The 19171-nt window shown below is 72.0% G+C and carries 14 protein-coding genes and 1 pseudogene; 10 read left to right on the top strand and 5 right to left on the bottom strand.

What is annotated here, in order from left to right; all coding sequences use genetic code 11:
- Window positions 1–89: 89 nt before the first annotated feature.
- Window positions 90–602 (bottom strand): annotated as a pseudogene (locus tag ACICHK_RS05415) (hypothetical protein); the annotation flags it as partial.
- 180 nt (window positions 603–782) lie between these two features.
- On the opposite strand from ACICHK_RS05415, the gene ACICHK_RS05410 reads away from it, so the two are divergent.
- From ACICHK_RS05410 to ACICHK_RS05395, 4 genes are all read left to right on the top strand, one after another.
- Window positions 783–956, top strand: coding sequence for a CsbD family protein (locus tag ACICHK_RS05410; RefSeq protein ID WP_151467205.1), 174 nt, complete (start codon window positions 783–785; stop codon window positions 954–956).
- A gap of 154 nt (window positions 957–1110) precedes the next feature.
- The gene (locus tag ACICHK_RS05405) at window positions 1111–2655 is read left to right on the top strand and encodes an MFS transporter (protein ID WP_406835951.1); all 1545 of its coding nucleotides are present in this window, start codon (window positions 1111–1113) and stop codon (window positions 2653–2655) included.
- A gap of 529 nt (window positions 2656–3184) precedes the next feature.
- The gene (locus ACICHK_RS05400; protein ID WP_406835950.1) at window positions 3185–5518 is read left to right on the top strand and encodes a M4 family metallopeptidase; all 2334 of its coding nucleotides are present in this window, start codon (window positions 3185–3187) and stop codon (window positions 5516–5518) included.
- A 429-nt stretch (window positions 5519–5947) separates the two neighbouring features.
- Entirely contained in the window at window positions 5948–8491 is a 2544-nt protein-coding gene (locus ACICHK_RS05395) for a discoidin domain-containing protein (protein WP_406835949.1), read from the top strand.
- A gap of 131 nt (window positions 8492–8622) precedes the next feature.
- On the opposite strand, the gene ACICHK_RS05390 is transcribed toward ACICHK_RS05395, so the two are convergent.
- The 4 genes from ACICHK_RS05390 to ACICHK_RS05375 all read right to left on the bottom strand — a co-directional run bounded on the left by ACICHK_RS05390 (window position 8623) and on the right by ACICHK_RS05375 (window position 11289).
- Entirely contained in the window at window positions 8623–8979 is a 357-nt protein-coding gene (locus tag ACICHK_RS05390) for a hypothetical protein (protein ID WP_406835948.1), read from the bottom strand.
- A gap of 151 nt (window positions 8980–9130) precedes the next feature.
- A complete protein-coding gene (locus ACICHK_RS05385; protein WP_406841166.1) occupies window positions 9131–10021 on the bottom strand; it encodes a Ppx/GppA phosphatase family protein in 891 nt (296 codons plus the stop codon).
- Between the two features lie 252 nt (window positions 10022–10273).
- On the bottom strand, window positions 10274–10750 hold the full coding sequence (locus tag ACICHK_RS05380) for an ATP-binding protein (protein WP_406835947.1): 477 nt from the start codon (window positions 10748–10750) through the stop codon (window positions 10274–10276).
- 110 nt (window positions 10751–10860) lie between these two features.
- Window positions 10861–11289 carry an OsmC family protein gene (locus ACICHK_RS05375; protein ID WP_406835946.1) on the bottom strand — a complete coding sequence of 143 codons (429 nt, stop codon included), beginning with the start codon at window positions 11287–11289 and terminating at the stop codon, window positions 10861–10863.
- 191 nt (window positions 11290–11480) lie between these two features.
- On the opposite strand from ACICHK_RS05375, the gene ACICHK_RS05370 reads away from it, so the two are divergent.
- The 6 genes from ACICHK_RS05370 (at window position 11481) to pgm (ending at window position 19171) form a co-directional block, all read left to right on the top strand.
- Entirely contained in the window at window positions 11481–12101 is a 621-nt protein-coding gene (locus ACICHK_RS05370) for a TetR/AcrR family transcriptional regulator (RefSeq protein WP_406835945.1), read from the top strand.
- Window positions 12098–12865 carry a hypothetical protein gene (locus ACICHK_RS05365; protein ID WP_406835944.1) on the top strand — a complete coding sequence of 256 codons (768 nt, stop codon included), beginning with the start codon at window positions 12098–12100 and terminating at the stop codon, window positions 12863–12865. Before ACICHK_RS05370 ends, ACICHK_RS05365 begins: the two co-directional genes overlap by 4 nt.
- 217 nt (window positions 12866–13082) lie before the next feature.
- A complete protein-coding gene (locus ACICHK_RS05360) occupies window positions 13083–15263 on the top strand; it encodes an MMPL family transporter (protein WP_406835943.1) in 2181 nt (726 codons plus the stop codon).
- A 260-nt stretch (window positions 15264–15523) separates the two neighbouring features.
- Window positions 15524–16357: a PP2C family protein-serine/threonine phosphatase gene (locus ACICHK_RS05355; RefSeq protein WP_406835942.1), complete on the top strand. Its 834-nt coding sequence runs from the start codon at window positions 15524–15526 to the stop codon at window positions 16355–16357.
- Window positions 16358–16429: 72 nt separating this feature from the next.
- Window positions 16430–17425, top strand: a complete 996-nt coding sequence (locus ACICHK_RS05350) for an MASE1 domain-containing protein (protein ID WP_406835941.1) — start codon at window positions 16430–16432, stop codon at window positions 17423–17425.
- A 105-nt stretch (window positions 17426–17530) separates the two neighbouring features.
- A complete protein-coding gene (pgm, locus tag ACICHK_RS05345; RefSeq protein ID WP_406835940.1) occupies window positions 17531–19171 on the top strand; it encodes a phosphoglucomutase (alpha-D-glucose-1,6-bisphosphate-dependent) in 1641 nt (546 codons plus the stop codon).

Below are 19171 nucleotides of genomic sequence, written 5' to 3'. Positions count from 1 at the left end.
GAGGCGGCGGAGTCCGTCTCGGAGCGCAGCCGGCGGACCTCGTCCTCGGGAGGACGGCGCAGGTCCTCGTCCAGCAGGCGCTCGGGTATGTCGTCAGGGAGCAGGTGGACGGCCGGCCGTCCCTCGGGGTCCGCGTAGCCGTCGACGCCGACGTCCTCGGCGATCATGTCGTGCTCGGCGTCCTCATGGGCGCCCACGTCGAGGGCCAGGATCCGTTCCTCGGGATCCACCTCGACCCCGTCGTCCAGGAACCCGTCCCCGTCCCCGTCGCCCGTCGGACCGTCCGCGCCGTCGTCCTCGTCGGGCTCCCGCAGCGCCGGGTCCGCCCGCTCCTCGGCCAGCTTCTCGTCCAGGCTCTCCCCCTCGTGCTGCTCGCGCGCCGTGGTGCCCCGATGGTCCACGGCGAGCGGGCGCTCGGGTGGCGACCACCCTTCGTCGAAGGGGTCCGCGCCCCGGTCCTCGAGGGTGTCCTCGGGATCGAGGATGCCTTCGTCCTCGCGTATGTCGGGACCTCCCGGCTGGTAGACCTCATCACCCATGACGTCGTCCTCGCTCTGGCTGCCCGGGATGGGCACGACCCTCCGGACGGATCCGAGTGTCATCGGCCCATGTCTCCAGGCTCACCCAGCCCACCCGTTCCGGCATGCCGGAAACGCACGCGACCACGGAGGGTAACTGAACGGCCGGAGGGTGATTCCCGATCTCCACGTTTGGCACCGACAGGACGGGTCACTCGTTGCCTTGGCACTCGAAGCCGATCGTGATGAGGAAAGTGAGGCATCGTGAGTGGCGAGCAGAAGGCCAAGGCCAAGATGGAGCAGGCCAAGGGCAAGGCGAAGGAAGCAGCCGGGCGCGCCGTCGGCAACGAGCGGATGACCGCCGAGGGCCAGGCCGAGAAGGCCAAGGGCGACGCACGGCAGGCCAAGGAGAAGACGAAGGACGTCTTCAAGGGCTGAACGGCCGATCCGGCAGGGCCGGCGGCCCGGATCCGGGGATCCGGCGCGGCCGCCGGTCCGAACCACGTGGGGCCCGCTCCGGGGAGCGGGCCCCACGGTCATGCGCCCGGCGTGAGACCGGACCCGTGTTGCCGCACGTCCCCACGGGCCGAAGATGGTGGGGTGGCGGAGAGGAGTCCCCGGCGTGGAACCGGACGCGCGGACAGACGGACGGGGAGACCGTGCGCGGGGGCCGGCCGAGGGAGCCGATCCGCGGCGCTGGCGCGCCCTGTGGGTCACCCTGACGGCGGGGTTCATGAGCCTGCTCGACGTCACCATCGTCGCCGTCGCGCTGCCCTCCATGCAGCGGGCCCTGCACGCCTCCGCCCCGTCGATCCAGTGGGTCGTCTCCGGGTACGCCCTCACCTTCGCCCTGGTTCTCGTGACGGCGGGACGACTGGGCGACGCGATCGGCCGCCGACGGATCTTCCTGCTCGCCCTCGCCGCCTTCGTCCTGTGCAGCGCCGCCGCCGGAGCCGCGCCGACCATCACGCTCCTCGTCGTGGCCCGGCTGGCCCAGGGCATGGCCGCGGGGTGCCTGGCACCGCAGAACTCCGCCCTCATCCAGCAGATGTTCCGGGGAGCCGAGCGGGGGCGGGCGTTCGGGCTCTTCGGAGCGACCGTCGGCGTCTCCAGCGCGGTGGGCCCCGTCATCGGCGGTTTGATCCTGATGCTCGCCGACGGCCCCCAGGGCTGGCGCTGGATCTTCTACGTGAACGTGCCGGTCGGAGCCGTCGCCTTCCTGCTGGGCCTGCGCCTGCTGCCCGAGGTCGCTCCGCGCCGCCGGGAGCGGCTCGACCTGCGGGGCGTCCTGCTGCTCGGCTGCGGGGTGCTGGCGCTGATGCTTCCGCTGATCCTGGCCGAGTCCGGCGGTCTGCGAAGGCTGTGGTGGCTCTTCCCGGTGGGGCTGGGCCTCCTCGTGGTGTTCGCGTGGTGGGAGCGGCGGCTGACCGCGGTCGGCGGTCAGCCGCTCCTGGATCCGCGTCTGGTGACGAGCACGCGGGGTTACGCCGCCGGGGCGGCCATCGCGGCCCTGTACTTCGTGGGGTTCAGCGGGGTGTGGCTGGTGTTCGCGCTGTACTTCCAGAACGGCCAGGGCTACTCCCCGCTGCGCTCGGGCCTCGCCGTGACGCCCTTCGCCATCGGTTCGGCCGCGGCGGCCGTGGTGGCCGGACGGCTCGTCGAGCGGCTGGGCCGGCTGCTGACCGTCTGGGGTCTCTCCGCCGTCGCCCTGGGGCTGGGCGGCGCCGTGCTGGTCCTGCGCCTCGCTCCCGGGGACCCGGCCGTGTGGTACGCGGCTCCGGCCCTGTTCGTCGGCGGGCTGGGCAGCGGCTGCGTCATCTCGCCGAACGTCACGATGACGCTCCGGGACGTTCCGGTGCGGATGGCGGGCGCGGCCGGCGGAGCCCTGCAGACGGCCCAGCGGCTGGGCGGCGCCGTCGGTACGGCAGCGCTGCCCGGACTGTTCTACGTGGTGCTCGGCACGGACCGGCACGACTTCCGCTCCGCCGTGGCGATCTCCGTCGGCTCCGGGATCGTGGCCGTCCTCTGCGCCCTCGGCCTCGCCGTCCACGACTGGCTGCGCGACCACGGGTCCCGGTCGCCGGGCCGCCCTTCCGAGGTGTCGCACGACCACAACACCCACGCGCGTCGGCCCTGAGACGGGCACGCGGGAAGCCGGTGCCGTGGACGCGCGGGCCGTCGGCCACGTCCACAGTCGCCCCACAGCGGCCGAAAAGGTGTGACGGGCGGATGAACTCGCAGTAGGCATTGATCAGTTCAAGCCGTTGTCTTGTCGTCTTCATGACAAGGCCGCCGGAATGATGTCACTCTGCTGTCGGAAGCTCACACTTCGTTCACACCCTCTCCACCCTCCTCCGCGTCACGCGCCCCCGTGCCACCCCCTCCACAACCCCCACCCCCTCCACGCCCCCACCCTCTCCGCCGCCCCCGGCCCCCCTCGCCGCCTTCGCGTCCTTCGGCCCGGCCCGGCCCCGGCCCCACGAGGCCCGGTCCCCGCCGGTGCACCCGCACCCTCGCGATCCACGCGCCACCGACTCCGCGAGCGTCTTCGTGCGGCACTCCGTGCTGCCCCGCCCGCCCGGCCCTCCTACCTCCGCGAGGCCGGCCGCACCCCGCCGGCCCCGGACGCCCGGGGCTCCCCCCGGGCCAACCCCCCGCAGAAGGAGATGGCATTGAACCGGCAACACACCTCCGTCCGTCGGCGCAGACGCGCCGCGGCCCTCGCGCTCACCGCCGCGAGCTCCTTACTGGCGCTCGCCGTCCGGCCGGACTCCGCGTCCGCCGCCCCCGCGGACCTCGTGCCCACCCGGGCCGTCACCGGGATCACCGCCTCCGGGAACCCGGTTCCCGCCGGGGCCGGCGCCCGGATCGTCTCCGAGCCCCGGTCCGGAGCCCTCCAGGCCCCGCTGTCGCCCACCCGGCGCGCCGCGCTCGTCAAGAGCGCCGGAGCGGCGGCGGACGCCACCGCGAAGCGGCTCGGCCTCGGCGCCCGCGAGCGGCTCGTCGTCAAGGACGTCGCGCAGGACCGGGACGGTACGACCCATACGCGGTACGAGCGCACCTACGCGGGACTGCCGGTGCTCGGCGGTGATCTGGTCGTCCACCTGAAGGACGGCGGGAGCACCGTGTCCGAGGCGCACCGGACCGCCGTCGCCGTGCCGAGCGTCAGGCCGGGGATCCCCGCCAGCGCCGCCGCGGCGAAGGCCCTCGCGGTGAGCCGGAAGGCGGCCGTCACGCGGTCCCGTGCCGAGGGAGCGCCCCGGCTCGTCGTCTGGGCCGCGGGCGCCCGCCCGGTCCTGGCCTGGGAGTCGGTGATCGGCGGCGTCCAGCGCGACGGCACCCCCAGCGAACTGCACGTCATCACCGACGCGTCCTCCGGCAAGATCGCCTCCCGCTACGAGGGCGTCGAGACCGGCACGGGAACGGGCCAGTACGTGGGTACGGTGCCGCTCTCCACCACGCCGTCCGGATCGTCGTACCAACTGGTCGACGGTGACCGCGCCGGCCATCGCACCTACGACCTCAACCAGGGGACGTCCGGCACCGGAACCCTGTTCACGGACGACAACGATGTCTGGGGCAGCGGCGCCCAGAGCGACCGGCAGACCGCCGGCGTCGACGTCGCCTACGGAGCGGCGGCGACCTGGGACTACTACAAGGAGGTCTTCGGCCGCAACGGGATCCGCAACGACGGGGTCGCCGCCTACAGCCGGGCCCACTACGGCAACAACTACGTCAACGCCTTCTGGCAGGACAGCTGCTTCTGCATGACCTACGGCGACGGTTCGGGCAACACGCACCCCCTGACCGCCCTGGACGTCGCCGCCCACGAGATGAGCCACGGCGTGACCGCGGCCACCGCGGGCCTCACCTACTCGGGAGAGTCGGGCGGCCTCAATGAGGCGACCTCGGACATCTTCGCCGCGGCGGTGGAGTTCCACGAGAACCTCGCGGCCGACGTGCCCGACTACCTGGTCGGCGAGAAGATCGACATCCGCGGGACCGGAGCGCCGCTGCGGTACATGGACAAGCCGTCCAAGGACGGCTCCTCCCGCGACTACTGGGACTCCTCGCTGGGAGGCATCGACGTCCACTACTCCTCGGGACCGGCGAACCACTTCTTCTACCTCCTCTCCGAGGGGAGCGGCGCGAAGACCGTCAACGGGGTGTCGTACGACAGCCCGACCCACGACGGTCTGCCGGTGACCGGCGTCGGCATCGAGAACGCCGCCGCGATCTGGTACCGCGCGCTGACCACCTACATGACGTCCTCGACCAACTACGCCGGTGCCAGGGTCGCCACGCTGCGGGCCGCCGGCGATCTCTTCGGGCAGTACAGCCCCACCTACCTCGCGGTCGCCGACGCCTGGGCGGCCATCAACGTCGGTGACCGCATCGCCCTGGGGGTCAACGTCGCCCCGGTCGCCGACCAGACCTCCGGCGTCGGCCAGGAAGTGTCCCTCCAGGTGAACGCGTACACCACCAACACCGGAGCGAGCCTGACCTACACGGCCGCCGGGCTGCCCGAGGGCCTCGCCATCGGGGACACCGGACTGATCTCCGGGGCCCCCGTCACGCCGGGGACCAGCGACACGACGGTCACCGTGACCGACAGCACCGGCGCGTCAGTGTCCGCGGCCTTCCACTGGCGGATCGCGTACGTCTACGCCAACAGCACACGCGTCGACATCCCCGATGTGGGTCCCGCCGTCGAGTCGCCCATCACGATCACGGGCCGGCCGGGCAACGCCTCGGCGACCACCGAGGTCTACGTCAACATCGTCCACACCTACCGCGGTGACCTGACGGTCGATCTGGTCGGCCCCGACGGAACCGTGTACTCCCTGCTGAACCGCAGCGGGGGCTCGGCCGACAACGTGGACCAGACGTTCACGGTGGACGCCTCCGCCCAGCCGGTCGACGGCACCTGGAAACTGCGGGTCCGCGACCTCGCGTCGATCGACGTCGGCTACATCCAGCAGTGGAGGATCACGCCCTGATCCAGGACTGACCCGATCCCGTCCGGACCGCCCCCGCGGTCCGGACGGACGAGCTCCGCCCGCCGAGTGTCCGCGGGCGCCTGCCGTAGTGGCGGCAGGCGCCCGGGGTACTCGGCTTCTTTTGTGTCCGGCCGCGTCCCGCCGCGCCTTCAAGCCTTGACGGATCCGAGCGGCTTCCGGACCGTCTGTGACGCCCCGAACCAGGTCACACCCCCTTGAAGGCCCCATCAAAGCGGTCTCGGTGAACACGAGTTGAAGAAACCCGTGTCACGGGCCTTGCCACTCTGACTGTTCATTACTTAAATCAAAGCGTGAACTAAGAGAGCCGCTCGGTCAGTTCACGTTCATCCCTTCGCAAGCAGCTGTGTCCACAGCTGCTCAACAAGTGTGTCCACTCCGCTCGTCACCCCACCCGCATGGAGTCACGGCATGAAACTCAGAACCCTGGGTGTCGCGTTGGCCGCTCTGGCCGCGCTCGTCACCCTGCCCCTGCAGAGACCGGCCGCAGCGGCCGACCTCCCGCTGTCCCAGGGCAAGACGGCCACGTCCTCCTCGGACGAGAACGGCGGCACTCCCGCCGCCTACGCCGTCGACGGCAACACCGGCACCCGGTGGTCCTCGGCCGCCACGGACACCCAGTGGCTCCAGGTCGACCTCGGCGCCTCGGCGACGATCACCAAGGTCGTCCTCAACTGGGAGGCCGCGTACGGCAGCGACTACCGCATCCAGACGTCGCCGGACGGCAGCACCTGGACCGACATCAAGACGGTGACCGGCGGCGACGGCGGCACCGACAGCCTCGACGTCTCCGGCCAGGGCCGCTACGTCCGGATGTACGGCGTCCACCGCGCCACCCCGTACGGTTACTCCCTCTGGGAGTTCCAGGTGTTCGGCACCGCCGGGACCGGCACCCCCACCACCTGTGACACCGCCAACGCGGCGAAGGGGAAGACGGCCACCGCCTCCTCCGCCGAGAACGCGGCGAGCTCCGCCTCGGCCGCCTTCGACGGCGACACCGCGACCCGCTGGTCGAGCGCCTTCGCCGACCCGCAGTGGGTCCAGGTCGACCTGGGCGCGTCCAGCGACCTGTGCCGGGTCGACCTCAACTGGGAGGCGGCGTACGGCAAGGCCTTCCAGATCCAGTCCTCCACGGACGGCCAGAACTGGACGATCCTCAAGTCCGTCACGGACGGCACCGGGGGCACCGCCTCCTACGACGTCTCCGGCAAGGGCCGCTACGTACGCATCTACGGGACGACCCGGGGAACCGCGTACGGGTACTCGCTGTGGGAGGTCGCCGTCCACACCGGAACGGGCACCAGTGTCCCGCCCGTGCAGGGCGGCGGGGACCTCGGGCCCAACGTCATCGTCGTGGACCCCTCGACGCCCGACCTGCAGGGCAAGTTCGACCAGGTCTTCGCCCAGCAGGAGTCGAACCAGTTCGGCTCCGCCCGCTACCAGTTCCTGATGAAGCCCGGCACCTACAACAACATCAACGCCCAGGTCGGCTTCTACACCTCGGTGTCGGGACTCGGCCAGAACCCCGACGACGTCCACATCAACGGTGACATCACCGTGGACGCGGGCTGGTTCAACGGCAACGCCACCCAGAACTTCTGGCGTTCGGCGGAGAACCTGTCGATCACGCCGTCCAACGGCACCGACCGCTGGGCGGTCGCCCAGGCGGCCCCCTTCCGCCGCATCCACGTCCAGGGCGGGCTCAACCTGGCCCCGAACGGCTACGGCTGGGCCTCCGGCGGCTACATCGCCGACTCCAAGATCGACGGCACGGTCGGCCCGTACTCCCAGCAGCAGTGGTACACCCGTGACAGCTCCGTCGGCGGCTGGACCAACGGCGTCTGGAACATGACCTTCACGGGCGTCCAGGGAGCACCGGCGACGAACTTCGACTCCGGCCCGTACACCACGCTCGACAACACCCCGGTCTCGCGCGAGAAGCCCTACCTCTACCTGGACGGCAGCACCTACAAGGTGTTCGTGCCCTCCAAGCGCACCAACGCGCGCGGTGTCTCCTGGCCGAACACGGCCGGTACGTCCATCCCGCTCGACCAGTTCTACGTCGTCAAGTCCGGCGCGACCGCGGCGACCATCAACGCCGCCCTCGCCCAGGGTCTCAACCTGCTGTTCACCCCGGGCGTCTACCACCTCGACCAGACGATCAACGTGACCCGGGCCAACACCGTCGTCCTGGGCCTCGGCCTCGCGACGATCGTCCCGGACAACGGCATCGACGCGATGCACGTGGCCGACGTGGACGGCGTCAGGCTCGCCGGATTCCTCATCGACGCCGGACGGTCCAACTCCAACACCCTGCTGCAGATCGGCCCTTCGGGTTCCTCCGCGGACCACTCGGCCAACCCCACCACCATGCAGGACGTGTTCGTGCGCATCGGCGGCGCGGGCCCCGGCCTCGCCACCAACTCGGTCGTGGTCAACAGCGACGACGTCGTGATCGACCACACCTGGCTGTGGCGCGCCGACCACGGTGAGGGAGTCGGCTGGGACACCAACCGCGCCGACTACGGCCTCGTGGTCAACGGTGACGACGTCCTGACGACCGGCCTGTTCGTCGAGCACTTCAACAAGTACGACGTGCTGTGGAACGGCGAGAGGGGGCGCACGATCTTCTTCCAGAACGAGAAGGCGTACGACGTGCCCAACGCCGCCGCCGTCACCCATGACGGCATCGTCGGATACGCGGCCTACAAGGTCGCCGACTCCGTGACCACGCACGAGGCGTGGGGCCTGGGAAGCTACTGCAACTTCACCACGGACTCGTCGATCGTCCAGGCGCACGGCTTCCAGGTCCCGGTGAAGACCGGGGTCAAGATGCACGACATCCTGGTGATCTCGCTCGGCGGCAAGGGCCAGTACGCCCACGTCATCAACAACACCGGCGCGCCCACCTCGGGCACCGACACCGTCCCGTCGAAGGTCACGCAGTTCCCGTGATCCTGAACGGCGCCGGCTGACAGGCACATGGGTGCCGGCGCTCCCCCCTGGTCCGGGGGAGCGCCGGCCCCTTCGCGCATCCGGCGTTCAAGGCCGGGCTCCCGCCGTCGGCGTCCGTTCGGGCCGCCCGCTCACACCGAGCGGGAGCGCGTCACGGTCCACGCCGTGCCGGGAGACGCGTCGAGCGACAGGCCATGAGCCCGGGGCGTCTCCTGGTCGGGCGGCCCCGCCGGCTCCACCCCGGCGGCGTGCACGAGGAGACGACGGGCGAGTTCACGCGCCTCGGCGGGGGTGAGAGAGGCCCACACCCCGTGCTCGTCACCCTGGTCGGGCCCCACGTCCAGCGTCACGCGGCCGATCGGCCGGCCCGGCGTGGGCAGCCTCAGTTCCTTCACGAGGATCCTGCGGCCGCAGGACGTCACCAGGGGCGACTCGCCCGCTCCGGCCGCTCGTTGCCGCCGCTGTCCGGACGCCGTCATCTCTCTCACGCCTTTCCACGAGCAGGACCACCGACGGGTCCACCGCACCTGATGGAATTCCGTGCTCCGGCATCCGCCGGGCCGTTCACATCAGCGCCGAGTGGTCCGGGTTTGTTCCCGGACCCCGCGCGCCCCGTGACCGGCCGGCGGCCGGTCCGTGTCAGCGGTCGGTGGAACGCTTGCCGCGCAGGGCCCCGAGCCGCTCCAGGAGGAGGCCCTCCCTGGTGGACCAGGGGGAGATCTCCACGCTCGTGGCCCGGCAGGCCTCCATCAGGGCTTCCGCGACCAGCGCCCCGGCCAGGGACTGTCCGGCCCGGTGACGTGAGATGCCGGGCAGCCGGCCGCGCCCCGCGGACCCGTTCTTCGCGAGGACGCCCACCGCGGCCCGTACTTCGTCGAGGGTCAGCCGCTGCGGGGCCCGGGAGCGGTCGCGGCCCGCGGTGGTGTAGCGGGCGAGCTGGGTGAAGGTCTTGGAGCAGGCGAGCACGCGCCCGTCCGGCTCGGCGCGCGGCAGATCGGCCACCTCGGCCAGGCGGCCGCTCAGATGGTCGCGCACCTCGGCGAGCCGCCGCTTCGAGGACACGGCCTCGTCGAGCTTCCAGGCGCGGGTGACCGTACGGGCGCCCAGGGGCAGGGAATGGGACGTCCGGGGCTGCCCGGACGTCCCGGACGCGACCTCCACGGTCCCGCCGCCGATGTCGAGCACCAGCAGGGAACCGGTCCGCTCGCCCGCCCAGTGGCGCGCGGCCACGTAGGCCAGACGGGCCTCCTCCTCACCGGACATCACCCGCAGCCGGGTGCCGGTGGCACTGGCCACCTGGGCGAGGACCTCGTCGCGATTGGGCGCGTCGCGGATCACCGACGTGGCGAACGCGTACACCTCCGGCAGCGAGTCCCGGTCCTCGGCGAGCGTTTCGGCCACGGCCCGCTGCACGCTGCGTACACCCGACTTGTCCAGCCGTCCCGTGGCGTCCAGCGTCTCGTGCAACTGGAGCCGTACCTTTCGGGACAGTACCTCCTCCATGGCGACCCCGGCGCGGCGCCGCGCCACGGTGAGAAGAGCGCTGTGGCACCCGACGTCTAGTACACCTGCCTGCCGCACGTTGTTAACCACCCGTTTCCTTGTCGAAGGCGACCCGCGAACTCATCATTGTCCCGCAAAGCGGCCAAGGTGACGCGGCACAATTTCGTTTCGGCTCGTCGGACACCTTTCGGGGCGTCATGAGGGCGCCGGGCGGCGGCCGGAGGGGACTTCGGACGCGCCGCCGTGTGTCTGCCGTCACACCGGTGACGGAGGCGGGCGTCAGATGCCGGAGCGGCTCAGATCGGTGTCCGGCGTGTCGGCCAGTGCCACCACGGCGGTGATCCGTTTGCCGACGGGTTCCCGGTGCACCTCGAAGGCGTGGCACAGGGCCATGACGATCTCCAGCCCGTGCTGGCCGACACGGCCCGCGTCGGCGGCGCGCGCCACCGGAAGGGTCGGGTCGGAATCCCACACGGTCGCCCTGACGGAGCCTCCGTCCACCTCCAGGGACAACAGGCACGGTCCGCCCGCGTACTTGACCGCGTTGGTCACCAGTTCGCTGACGACCAGCGGGACCGTGCCCATCACCCGTCCGGAGACGGGCAGTCCGGCGACCGCCTGCACCTGTGCCAGGAAGTCGCGGGTGAACGCCCGCGCCCGGGCGATGCACGCGGAGTCACCGTCGTACGCGACGGAGGCCTCGATCAGCGCGCCCCGCTGTCCCTGCTGTTCCGCTTCGCTCACCGGCTGGCCCATACGATCCGTCCCGCGTCCACCTCTTCGACGTTCGCCGTCTGCCCCGGAAATCCGGCTTCATTCCACCCGGCCGCACGATCGTCGGGACCGCCGCGCCGGGCCCGGCGCGATCAGGCGTCGGCGACCGTCACGGTGACGGGGGTGCCGGCCTCGATCGTGCGGCTGACCGTGCAGAGCCGGTCGTGCGAGGCCTTCACGGCACGGGGGAGGATGTCACGGGCGCGGTCGCCGGGTGCGCCGTCCGGGAACGCCACGGAGAAGGTGACCGCGAGGTCGGTCATCCGGTTCCCGTGCTCGTCGCTGATCTTGTCGCCGGTCACCGTCAGGGTGAACCGCGTGGGCTCCGCGTGGCGGCCGGTCGCGACGTCGACATCGGCCGCGGTGCAGCCCCCGATGGCGGCGAGCAGCAGCTCGACCGGGGTGAACTCGTCCTCCCCGGCCGTCCCGAAGGCGATCGTCCCGCCGCGCGCGTTCGTCGCGGTGAAGTGCCCGGTGCCGGTCCGCTCGACGGTGACGCGGCGCAGGTTGTCGTCAGTCATACCGCCGACCCTAATGTCGTACCGCGTCGCCCGCCTCGGCGGCGCCCTCGGCCTGGCCGGGTCCTCGGCCCGGTCGGGGGAGGCGCGCGGTACCGCGGTATCCCTCGGCCACGGCGCTCGGGCGACCCCGCCCGCCAAAATGGCAGGGCTGACAATTGACAGACCCGGCGCGCGGTGGCGAGGGTGGCCCCATGCCAGAGAGAACCGAGAAGCCAGGTCTGCGGGAGCGGAAGAAGGAGGAGACCCGGCGCGGACTGCGCGAGGCCGCCGGCCGGCTCTTCGCCGAACACGGTTTCGCGCAGACGACGGTGGCCGACATCGCCGCGGAGGCGAACGTGTCGGAGCGGACCTTCTTCCGCTACTTCGACGGCAAGGAGGCGCTGCTCCTCCCGGACGGGATCGAGCTCTTCGCCCGTATAGAGGAAGCCTTCCTGGCCCGGCCGGACAGCGACACGCCGCTCGAAGCGGCCTGCGGCGCCATCACGGACGCGGTCTCCTACTTCGCCGCCAGCAGCCTGACCGCGCTCGCCCATCCGCTCGGCGAGATCCGCGAACAGGCGCGCGAGGGCCTGTCCCGGCAGTTCCAGCAGTTCGAGGCACGTCTGACCGCGCTCGTCCTGGAACGCCTTCCGGAGGCGGAGCCGGACGCCGACCTGCGGGCCGCCGTGATCGCCAACTGCGCGCTGGGAGCCGCGCGCGGCGTCCTGCGGACCCTGCGCGACCGCCGCACGGCCGGAGTGCCGGTGGAGCCCGACCGCCTGCTCCCGCAGGCGTTCACCTTCCTGACCACGATCGGAGCCACCCCCTCGTGAACCGTCGCCGTCGTTACGCCGTCACCGCCATATCCCTGACCGCGGTGGTCGCGGCGGCCGTGGCCACCGACCTCGTCATGGAGCACGAGGTACGGGGCCGGGTCGCGGAGACCGCCGCGTGCCGTCTCGGCGCGACCAAGGGGGTGCGGGTCGACCTCGACGACACCCTGGCCGGACTCAGGGCGCTCACCGGCACGGTCGGGGCCGTCCACGTCAGTGCCGAGGGCGTGCGCCGCGAAGGCACCGAGATGGACGTCGACGCGCACCTGCGCGACGTGTCGACCGGCGGCGCCACCTCGGGCGGGACCGCCACCGCCACCGTCGCCTACGACGCGCTGGACCGGAGCGCCGGTGTGCGGGGCGGCGCCGGCGCCGACGGGCTGAGGACGGGCACGGACGGCACCCGTCTCACCCTCACGGGCTCGGCGGGCGCGACAGGTCTGCCCGTCACGGTGGCCACCACCCTGTCCACCACGTCCCACAGCCTCACCATCACCCCCGTGAGCGTCCTGGTCCTCGGCCGCGAGGTCCCGGTGTCGCGGCTCTCCGCGCTGCCGGGCGCCGGGGGGCTCGCGGCCAGGCTCGAGCCGCGCGCCATCCGGATCCGGGAGCTGCCCCGGGGTACCGCGCTCGTCGGCGCCCACGCCGAAAGCGCCGGTCTCGTCCTGGACTTCACCGTGGCGCCCGCCGGTGCGCGGCAGGCGGCGCGGACGGCGGGCGCGGCGTCCGCGTGCGCGTCGGGGAAGGGGCGGGCCGAGGGCTGACTCCACCGCGCCGGGCTCCGGCCGCTCGTCCGTGAGGCCCGGGGTGCCGCCTCCCGTCCGGGAGGCGGCACCCCGTCCGCGTTCCGTGCGTCCGCGGGGCGCGGAGCGCGGAGCGCGGAGCACAGGGTGTCAGCAAAAATGGCAGAGATGACAATTGACGGTGCTGTCATCTTCCCGGTTAAGTTGTGGCAGCCCTGTCACTTCTCCTGGAGGCGCGGTGTCCCTTCCCCCTGCCCAGCTGTCCCCGGCGCCGCTTCCCGTCGCGCCCCGGCCGCCCGTCCTGCACCGCACGGGCGCCTTCTGCGCGCGGCACGCCGCATGGGTGATCGCCGCCTGGCTGGTGGTACTGGCGGCCGCGTTCGCGGGCCGGCACGCGGTCGGCGCGAGCTTCGGCGACGAGGTCACCCTCCCCGGCAGCCAGGCGGGCATCGGCGCCGACCTGCTGGCGAAGTCCGACCCGGCGGCGGGCGCGCCCGGCGGAAAGGTGGTCTTCCACGTCGGCTCGGGCAAGGTGTCCGACCACGCGGAGGGCCTGGAGTCGACGCTCGGACGGCTGAGGGGCCTGCCTCACGTCACCGCCGTCGCCGCACCGGTGACCAGCACCGACGGCGCGACCGCGTACACCGCCGTGTCCTTCGACCGGAAGCTCAAGTCCCTCGGCCACGGCTACACCGGGCGGCTCGACGCGGCGACGGCTCCCGCCAGGGACGCCGGGATCGGCGTCGGCTACGGAGGCGACCTGCACGACATCGTGCGCGCCCCCGCCGACGACGCCACCGCCGAGGCCATCGGCGTCGGCGCCGCCCTGATCGTGCTGCTGCTCGCCTTCGGCAGTGTCGCCGCCGCTTTGATGCCCCTGGTCACCGCTCTGATCGGGGTCGGTGTCGGCCTCGGCGTGGTCGGCATCGTGGCCGGCACGCTCACCTTCGCCACCTCGGCACCCACCCTGGCCACGATGATCGGGCTCGGCGTGGGCATCGACTACGCGCTCTTCCTGATCACGCGGTTCCGTCAGTACCTGATCGACGGGGACGATCCGCTCACGGCGGTCGGCCGTACGACCGCCGTGAGCGGCAGGGCGGTTCTGGTCGCCGCGGGCACGGTGGCCGTGGCCCTGCTCAGCCTGTACGCCTGCGGTCTGACCATGATCGGGCGGCTGGGTCTCGCCGCCACGGTCGCGGTGGTCGTGACGGCGGCCGCGGCGCTCACCCTGGTGCCGGCGGCCATGGGGCTCGTGGGCCGCCGGATCGACGTGCTCCGTGTCCGCCGGAGGCCGGTCGCCGAGAGCTCCGGCGACCACGACGGGTGGCACCGCTACGCGCGTCTGGTCGCCCGGCACCCGTGGAGGTTCCTCACCGCCGGGCTCGCCGTCGTCGCCCTCTGCGCGACACCGCTGTTCTCGATGCGCCTCGGGCACATCGACGACGGCGCGGACCCGGCGGGCAGCACCACCCGCGACGCCTACGACTGGATCGCCGGTGCCGACGGTCCCGGCTTCGGGCCGGGTGCCAACGGCCCCTTCACCCTCGTCGTCGACCTCACCCGCGCGAGCGTGTCCGCCGACCGGGTCGCGGGCCTGGTCGCCGACGGTCTGGCGGGGACGGACGGCGTCGCCCGTGTCACACCCCCGCGCACCAGCCCGGACGGCAGGATCCTCGTCACCACCGTCGTCCCCGCCACCGGCCCCCAATCGGCCGGCACGGACGCCCTGTTCGCCACGCTCACCGGTACCGCCGTGCCCGACGTCCTCGAAGGCACCGGTGCGACGGGGCACCTGACCGGCAGCACCGCGGGCCAGCTCGAGTTCCGCGACACCGTCACCGAACGCCTGCCACTGATCATCGGCATCGTGCTGGTCGCCGCCTTCCTGCTGCTGACGGCCGTCTTCCGCAGCGTGGTGATCCCGCTCAAGGCGGTCGCCCTCAACCTGCTCACGACGGGCGCGTCGTACGGCGCCCTGGTCGCCGTCTTCCAATGGGGCTGGGGCGACGGCCCGCTGGGCCTGGGCGAGCCCGTGCCGATCGAGTCCTACGTCCCGATGATGATGTTCGCCATCGTCTTCGGTCTGTCGATGGACTACGGGATCTTCCTGCTCTCGCGCATCGCCGAGGAATGGCACGCGACCGGTGACAACGAGCGGTCGGTCGGCACCGGTCTCTCGCTCACCGGACGGGTGATCACCTGTGCCGCGCTCATCATGACGGCCGTGTTCCTGTCCTTCACCGGCTCTCCGGCCGTCGTGGTGAAGATGCTCGCCCTCGGCCTCGCCATCAGCGTCGTCCTCGACGCCACCGTCGTCCGCCTCGTCCTGGTGCCGTCCCTCATGTTCCTGATGGGGCGGGCCAATTGGTGGCTGCCGGGATGGCTGGACCGCCGGCTGCCGCGTCGGACCGTCTGATGCCGGGGGACTCGGGGGCGGGGCGCGGCTGCCGGCCGAGGAGGCGGCGGGGCCTTGCCCGACACCGGAGCCGCCGAGGGCACGCTCAAGGGCGGTCTCGGTCCGGAGGACGTCCTCCGGCGGCCGCGTCCCGGACCGGCGGTCCGACGGATCCGGCGGGGAAGCGCCGATGTCGGATCCCGCCATCGCGGTCGTTATCATCCAGTAGAGACGATTTCCCAATATTTATTTAATTTGCGGCTTTTCTTTCGGGGTGGTCGATGTTCCGCAAGTCGTCGACGGCTGACGGCGACGAGCTGCTCGCCAGGCTCGGATCGCTGACCGCCCAGGCGCGTGAACGCGCGCAGTTCCAGCGCTCGCAGGTCGAACTGGCCATCGCGCTGCAACGCGGCATGCTTCCGGGAGACCTGCCCTCCGCCCCGGGATTCGACGTCGCCGTCGAGTACGCGCCCGCCTGCCACGGCCTCAACGTGGGCGGGGACTGGTACGACGCCTTCGAACTGCCCGACGGGCGCATCGGCCTGTCCATAGGCGACGTGCAGGGCCACAACATCGAGGCCGCCGCGTTCATGGGGCAGGTCAGGGTCGGCCTGCGGGCCCTCGCCTCCGTCACCGGCGACCCCGGGGAGCTCCTCGAGCGGACCAACGACCTCATCCTCTCCATCGGCTCCGACCTCTTCGCCACCTGCACCTTCATGCGGCTCGACCCGGCCACCGGCGTGCTGGAGAGCGCTCGGGCCGGGCACATACCCTGCGTCTGGGCGACGGCGGACGGGAAGTCCGGCGTCACCGCGGACGAGGGCGGGCCACCGCTCGGCATCGGGGCCGGGACGCGGTACCCGGTGACCCGGCACCGGCTCACCACCGGCGGAGTCTTCGTCCTGCTGACCGACGGCGTCGTCGAAGGGCCGGCGATGGACGTGGACGACGGGCTCGACCAGGTCGTACGCCTCGCCGGAGTCGCCGTCGGCGCGGGCCTGTCGGCCGGTTCGCTGGCCGCGGCGGTGATCAAGGGCGCCGAAGGGGTGGGACACGAGGACGACGCGGCCGTGCTCGTGGTCCGCCACGGCGCGCCCACCGTCCCGTTCCGGTGAGGCGGTCGGCGCCGTTCGCGGCGCGGGGACGCTCGCCTCGCCGACGGGGCTCCGGCGGTGTCTGATGACTCTGTGGTGGCTGCACAGAAGATGCGCCGGCCGGCCGTCGTCGCTCTTCAGACGCTCGTGATCGCCGCCTGCTACTACGGAGCAGGACGGCTGGGACTCATGCGGCGGCTCACGGTCGAAGGGGCGGTGTTCACGCCCATCTGGCCGCCCACCGGTGTGGCCGTCGCCGCCCTGCTGCTCATCGGGCTGTGGGCGTGGCCCGGGATCGCGATCGGGGCCCTCCTGGTCGTCCTGTCCCTCTCCTCGTTCTCCTCGCTCGAGCTCTCCGCGGCGGGCATCGTCGCGGGCAACACCGTCGCCCCCGTGTGCGCCTGGCTCCTGCTGCGCGCGGTGCGCTTCCGCACCGATCTCAGCCGGTTCCGCGACGGGCTGGCCCTGGTGTTCCTGGCGGCCCTGGGCGCCATGACGATCAGCGCGAGCGCGGACGTCGGCCTGCTGGTGGGCACGGGCAAACTCGCCCCGGGCGACTTCTGGCCGGTCTGGCTGGCGTGGTGGGTGGGCGACGCGATGGGCGTCCTGATCGTCACCCCGGTCATCCTGATGCTGTACACCGTACGGCCCCCGATAAGCCTGGCACGGTGGAAGGAGGCCGCCGTGCTCCTCGTCGCGGCCGGCGTCATGGTGCCGGTCGCCACCCGCAGTTCCATCAGCATGCTGTTCCTGATCTATCCGCTGCTGATCTGGGCGGCCCTCAGATTCGAACTCCCGGGCAGCCTGGTGTGCGCCCTCTTCGCCTCCGTCATGGCCACCGTCGCGGCCACGCAGGACGTCGGTCCGTTCCACCGGCTGAGCCACACCGAGGTCATGATCAAACTGCAGGCCTTCAACGGGACCATGGCCCTGACGGCCCTCCTCCTGTCCGCCGTGATCACCGAACAGCGCAACACCCGGCGCTCGGTGGAGCTGGCCTGCCAGGAACTGGTGGAGGTCCTCGAGCACCTGACCGCCGGGAACCCCACGCCCAGACCGCCGCCCGAGGAGGGAGGAGGCCGGGGCTGACGCCGTGGTCCCCCGCCGGTGCCCGAAGGCACTGTGCCGCTGCGCGGTCCGGTGGGGAAAGATGGGACCACCAGCGATGAACCACCGACGTGGAGGTACGGGCACATGCAGCACGAGAGAGCGGGCCGGCCGGCCGGCCCCGAGGACCTCGTCGACGTGGCCCGGTTGGTCACCGCCTACTACGCGCTCCACCCCGACCCGGCCGAACCCGGCCAGCGTGTCGCCTTCGGCACGTCCGGGCACCGCGGTTCGTCCCTGGCGACCGCGTTCAACGAGGACCACATCGCCGCGACGAGCCAGGCCATCTGCGAGTACCGCGAGGGCCAGGGCATCGACGGCCCGCTCTTCCTGGGCGCCGACAGCCACGCGCTCTCGGAACCCGCGAAGGTCACCGCCCTGGAGGTGTTCGCGGCCAACGGCGTGACGGTGCTCCTGGACGCCGCGGACGGCTACACGCCCACTCCGGCGGTGTCGCACGCCATCCTCACGTACAACCGCGGCCGGTCCGCGGGCCTCGCCGACGGTGTGGTGGTCACCCCCTCCCACAACCCGCCGGCCGACGGAGGCTTCAAGTACAACCCGCCGAACGGCGGCCCGGCCGGCTCCGAGGCGACCTCCTGGATCCAGGACCGGGCCAACGAACTCATCAGGGACGGACTCAAGGACGTACGGCGCGTCCCGTACGCGAGGGCCCTCGCCGCACCCGGCACCGGCCGGTACGACTTCCTCGGCACCTACGTGGCCGATCTGCCGCAGGTGCTGGACCTGGACGCGATCCGCGCGGCCGGGGTCCGCATCGGCGCCGACCCGCTGGGCGGGGCCTCGGTCGCCTACTGGGGACGCATCGCCGAACAGCACGCGCTGGACCTGACCGTGGTCAACCCGCTCACCGACCCCACCTGGCGGTTCATGACGCTGGACTGGGACGGCAAGATCCGGATGGACTGCTCCTCGCCCTACGCGATGGCCTCGCTCATCGAGCGGCGCGACCGCTTCCAGATCTCCACGGGCAACGACGCCGACGCCGACCGCCACGGGATCGTCACCCCCGACGGCGGACTCATGAACCCCAACCACTATCTCGCCGCCGCCATCGCCTACCTCTACACCCACCGGGAGCAGTGGCCCGCCGGCACGGGGATCGGCAAGACACTGGTGTCGTCCGGAATGATCGACCGGGTCGCCGCCGACCTCGGCCGCCGGCTGGTCGAGGTGCCCGTCGGATTCAAGTGGTTCGTGGACGGGCTGGTCGACGGCTCCCTCGGGTTCGGCGGCGAGGAGTCGGCGGGCGCCTCCTTCCTGCGCCGCGACGGCTCGGTCTGGACCACCGACAAGGACGGCATCATCCTGGCCCTGCTCGCCTCCGAGATCACGGGCGTGACCGGCAAGACGCCCTCCGAGCACTACGCCGGGCTCACCTCACGCTTCGGGGAGCCCGCCTACGAGCGCATCGACGCCCCGGCGACGCGCGAGGAGAAGGCCCTGCTGGCCAAGCTCTCGCCCGCGCAGATCACCACCGACACGCTCGCCGGGGAGACGGTCACCGCGGTGCTCACCGAGGCGCCCGGCAACGGCGCGCCCATCGGCGGCATCAAGGTGACCACCGAGAACGCCTGGTTCGCGGCCCGCCCGTCGGGCACCGAGGACGTGTACAAGATCTACGCGGAGTCGTTCCTCGGAACCGGCCACCTGCGACAGGTGCAGGACGAGGCGAAGGCGGTGGTCTCGGCGGCACTGTCCGGCTGA

This window comes from Streptomyces sp. AHU1, assembly GCF_045343905.1.
GTDB classification, from domain to species: Bacteria; Actinomycetota; Actinomycetes; order Streptomycetales; family Streptomycetaceae; genus Streptomyces; species Streptomyces triticiradicis.
This window is presented reverse-complemented; position numbering and strand designations above follow the sequence as displayed.

Bases quoted from the DNA above. Each gene is read 5' to 3' on its own strand.
- pgm (WP_406835940.1), top strand. From the start codon at position 17,531: ATGCAGCACGAGAGAGCGGGCCGGCCGGCCGGCCCCGAGGACCTCGTC.
- ACICHK_RS05405 (WP_406835951.1), top strand. From the start codon at position 1,111: ATGGTGGGGTGGCGGAGAGGAGTCCCCGGCGTGGAACCGGACGCGCGG.
- ACICHK_RS05380 (WP_406835947.1), bottom strand. From the start codon at position 10,750: ATGGGCCAGCCGGTGAGCGAAGCGGAACAGCAGGGACAGCGGGGCGCG.
- ACICHK_RS05400 (WP_406835950.1), top strand. From the start codon at position 3,185: ATGGCATTGAACCGGCAACACACCTCCGTCCGTCGGCGCAGACGCGCC.
- ACICHK_RS05355 (WP_406835942.1), top strand. From the start codon at position 15,524: ATGTTCCGCAAGTCGTCGACGGCTGACGGCGACGAGCTGCTCGCCAGG.
- ACICHK_RS05370 (WP_406835945.1), top strand. From the start codon at position 11,481: ATGCCAGAGAGAACCGAGAAGCCAGGTCTGCGGGAGCGGAAGAAGGAG.
- ACICHK_RS05375 (WP_406835946.1), bottom strand. From the start codon at position 11,289: ATGACTGACGACAACCTGCGCCGCGTCACCGTCGAGCGGACCGGCACC.
- ACICHK_RS05395 (WP_406835949.1), top strand. From the start codon at position 5,948: ATGAAACTCAGAACCCTGGGTGTCGCGTTGGCCGCTCTGGCCGCGCTC.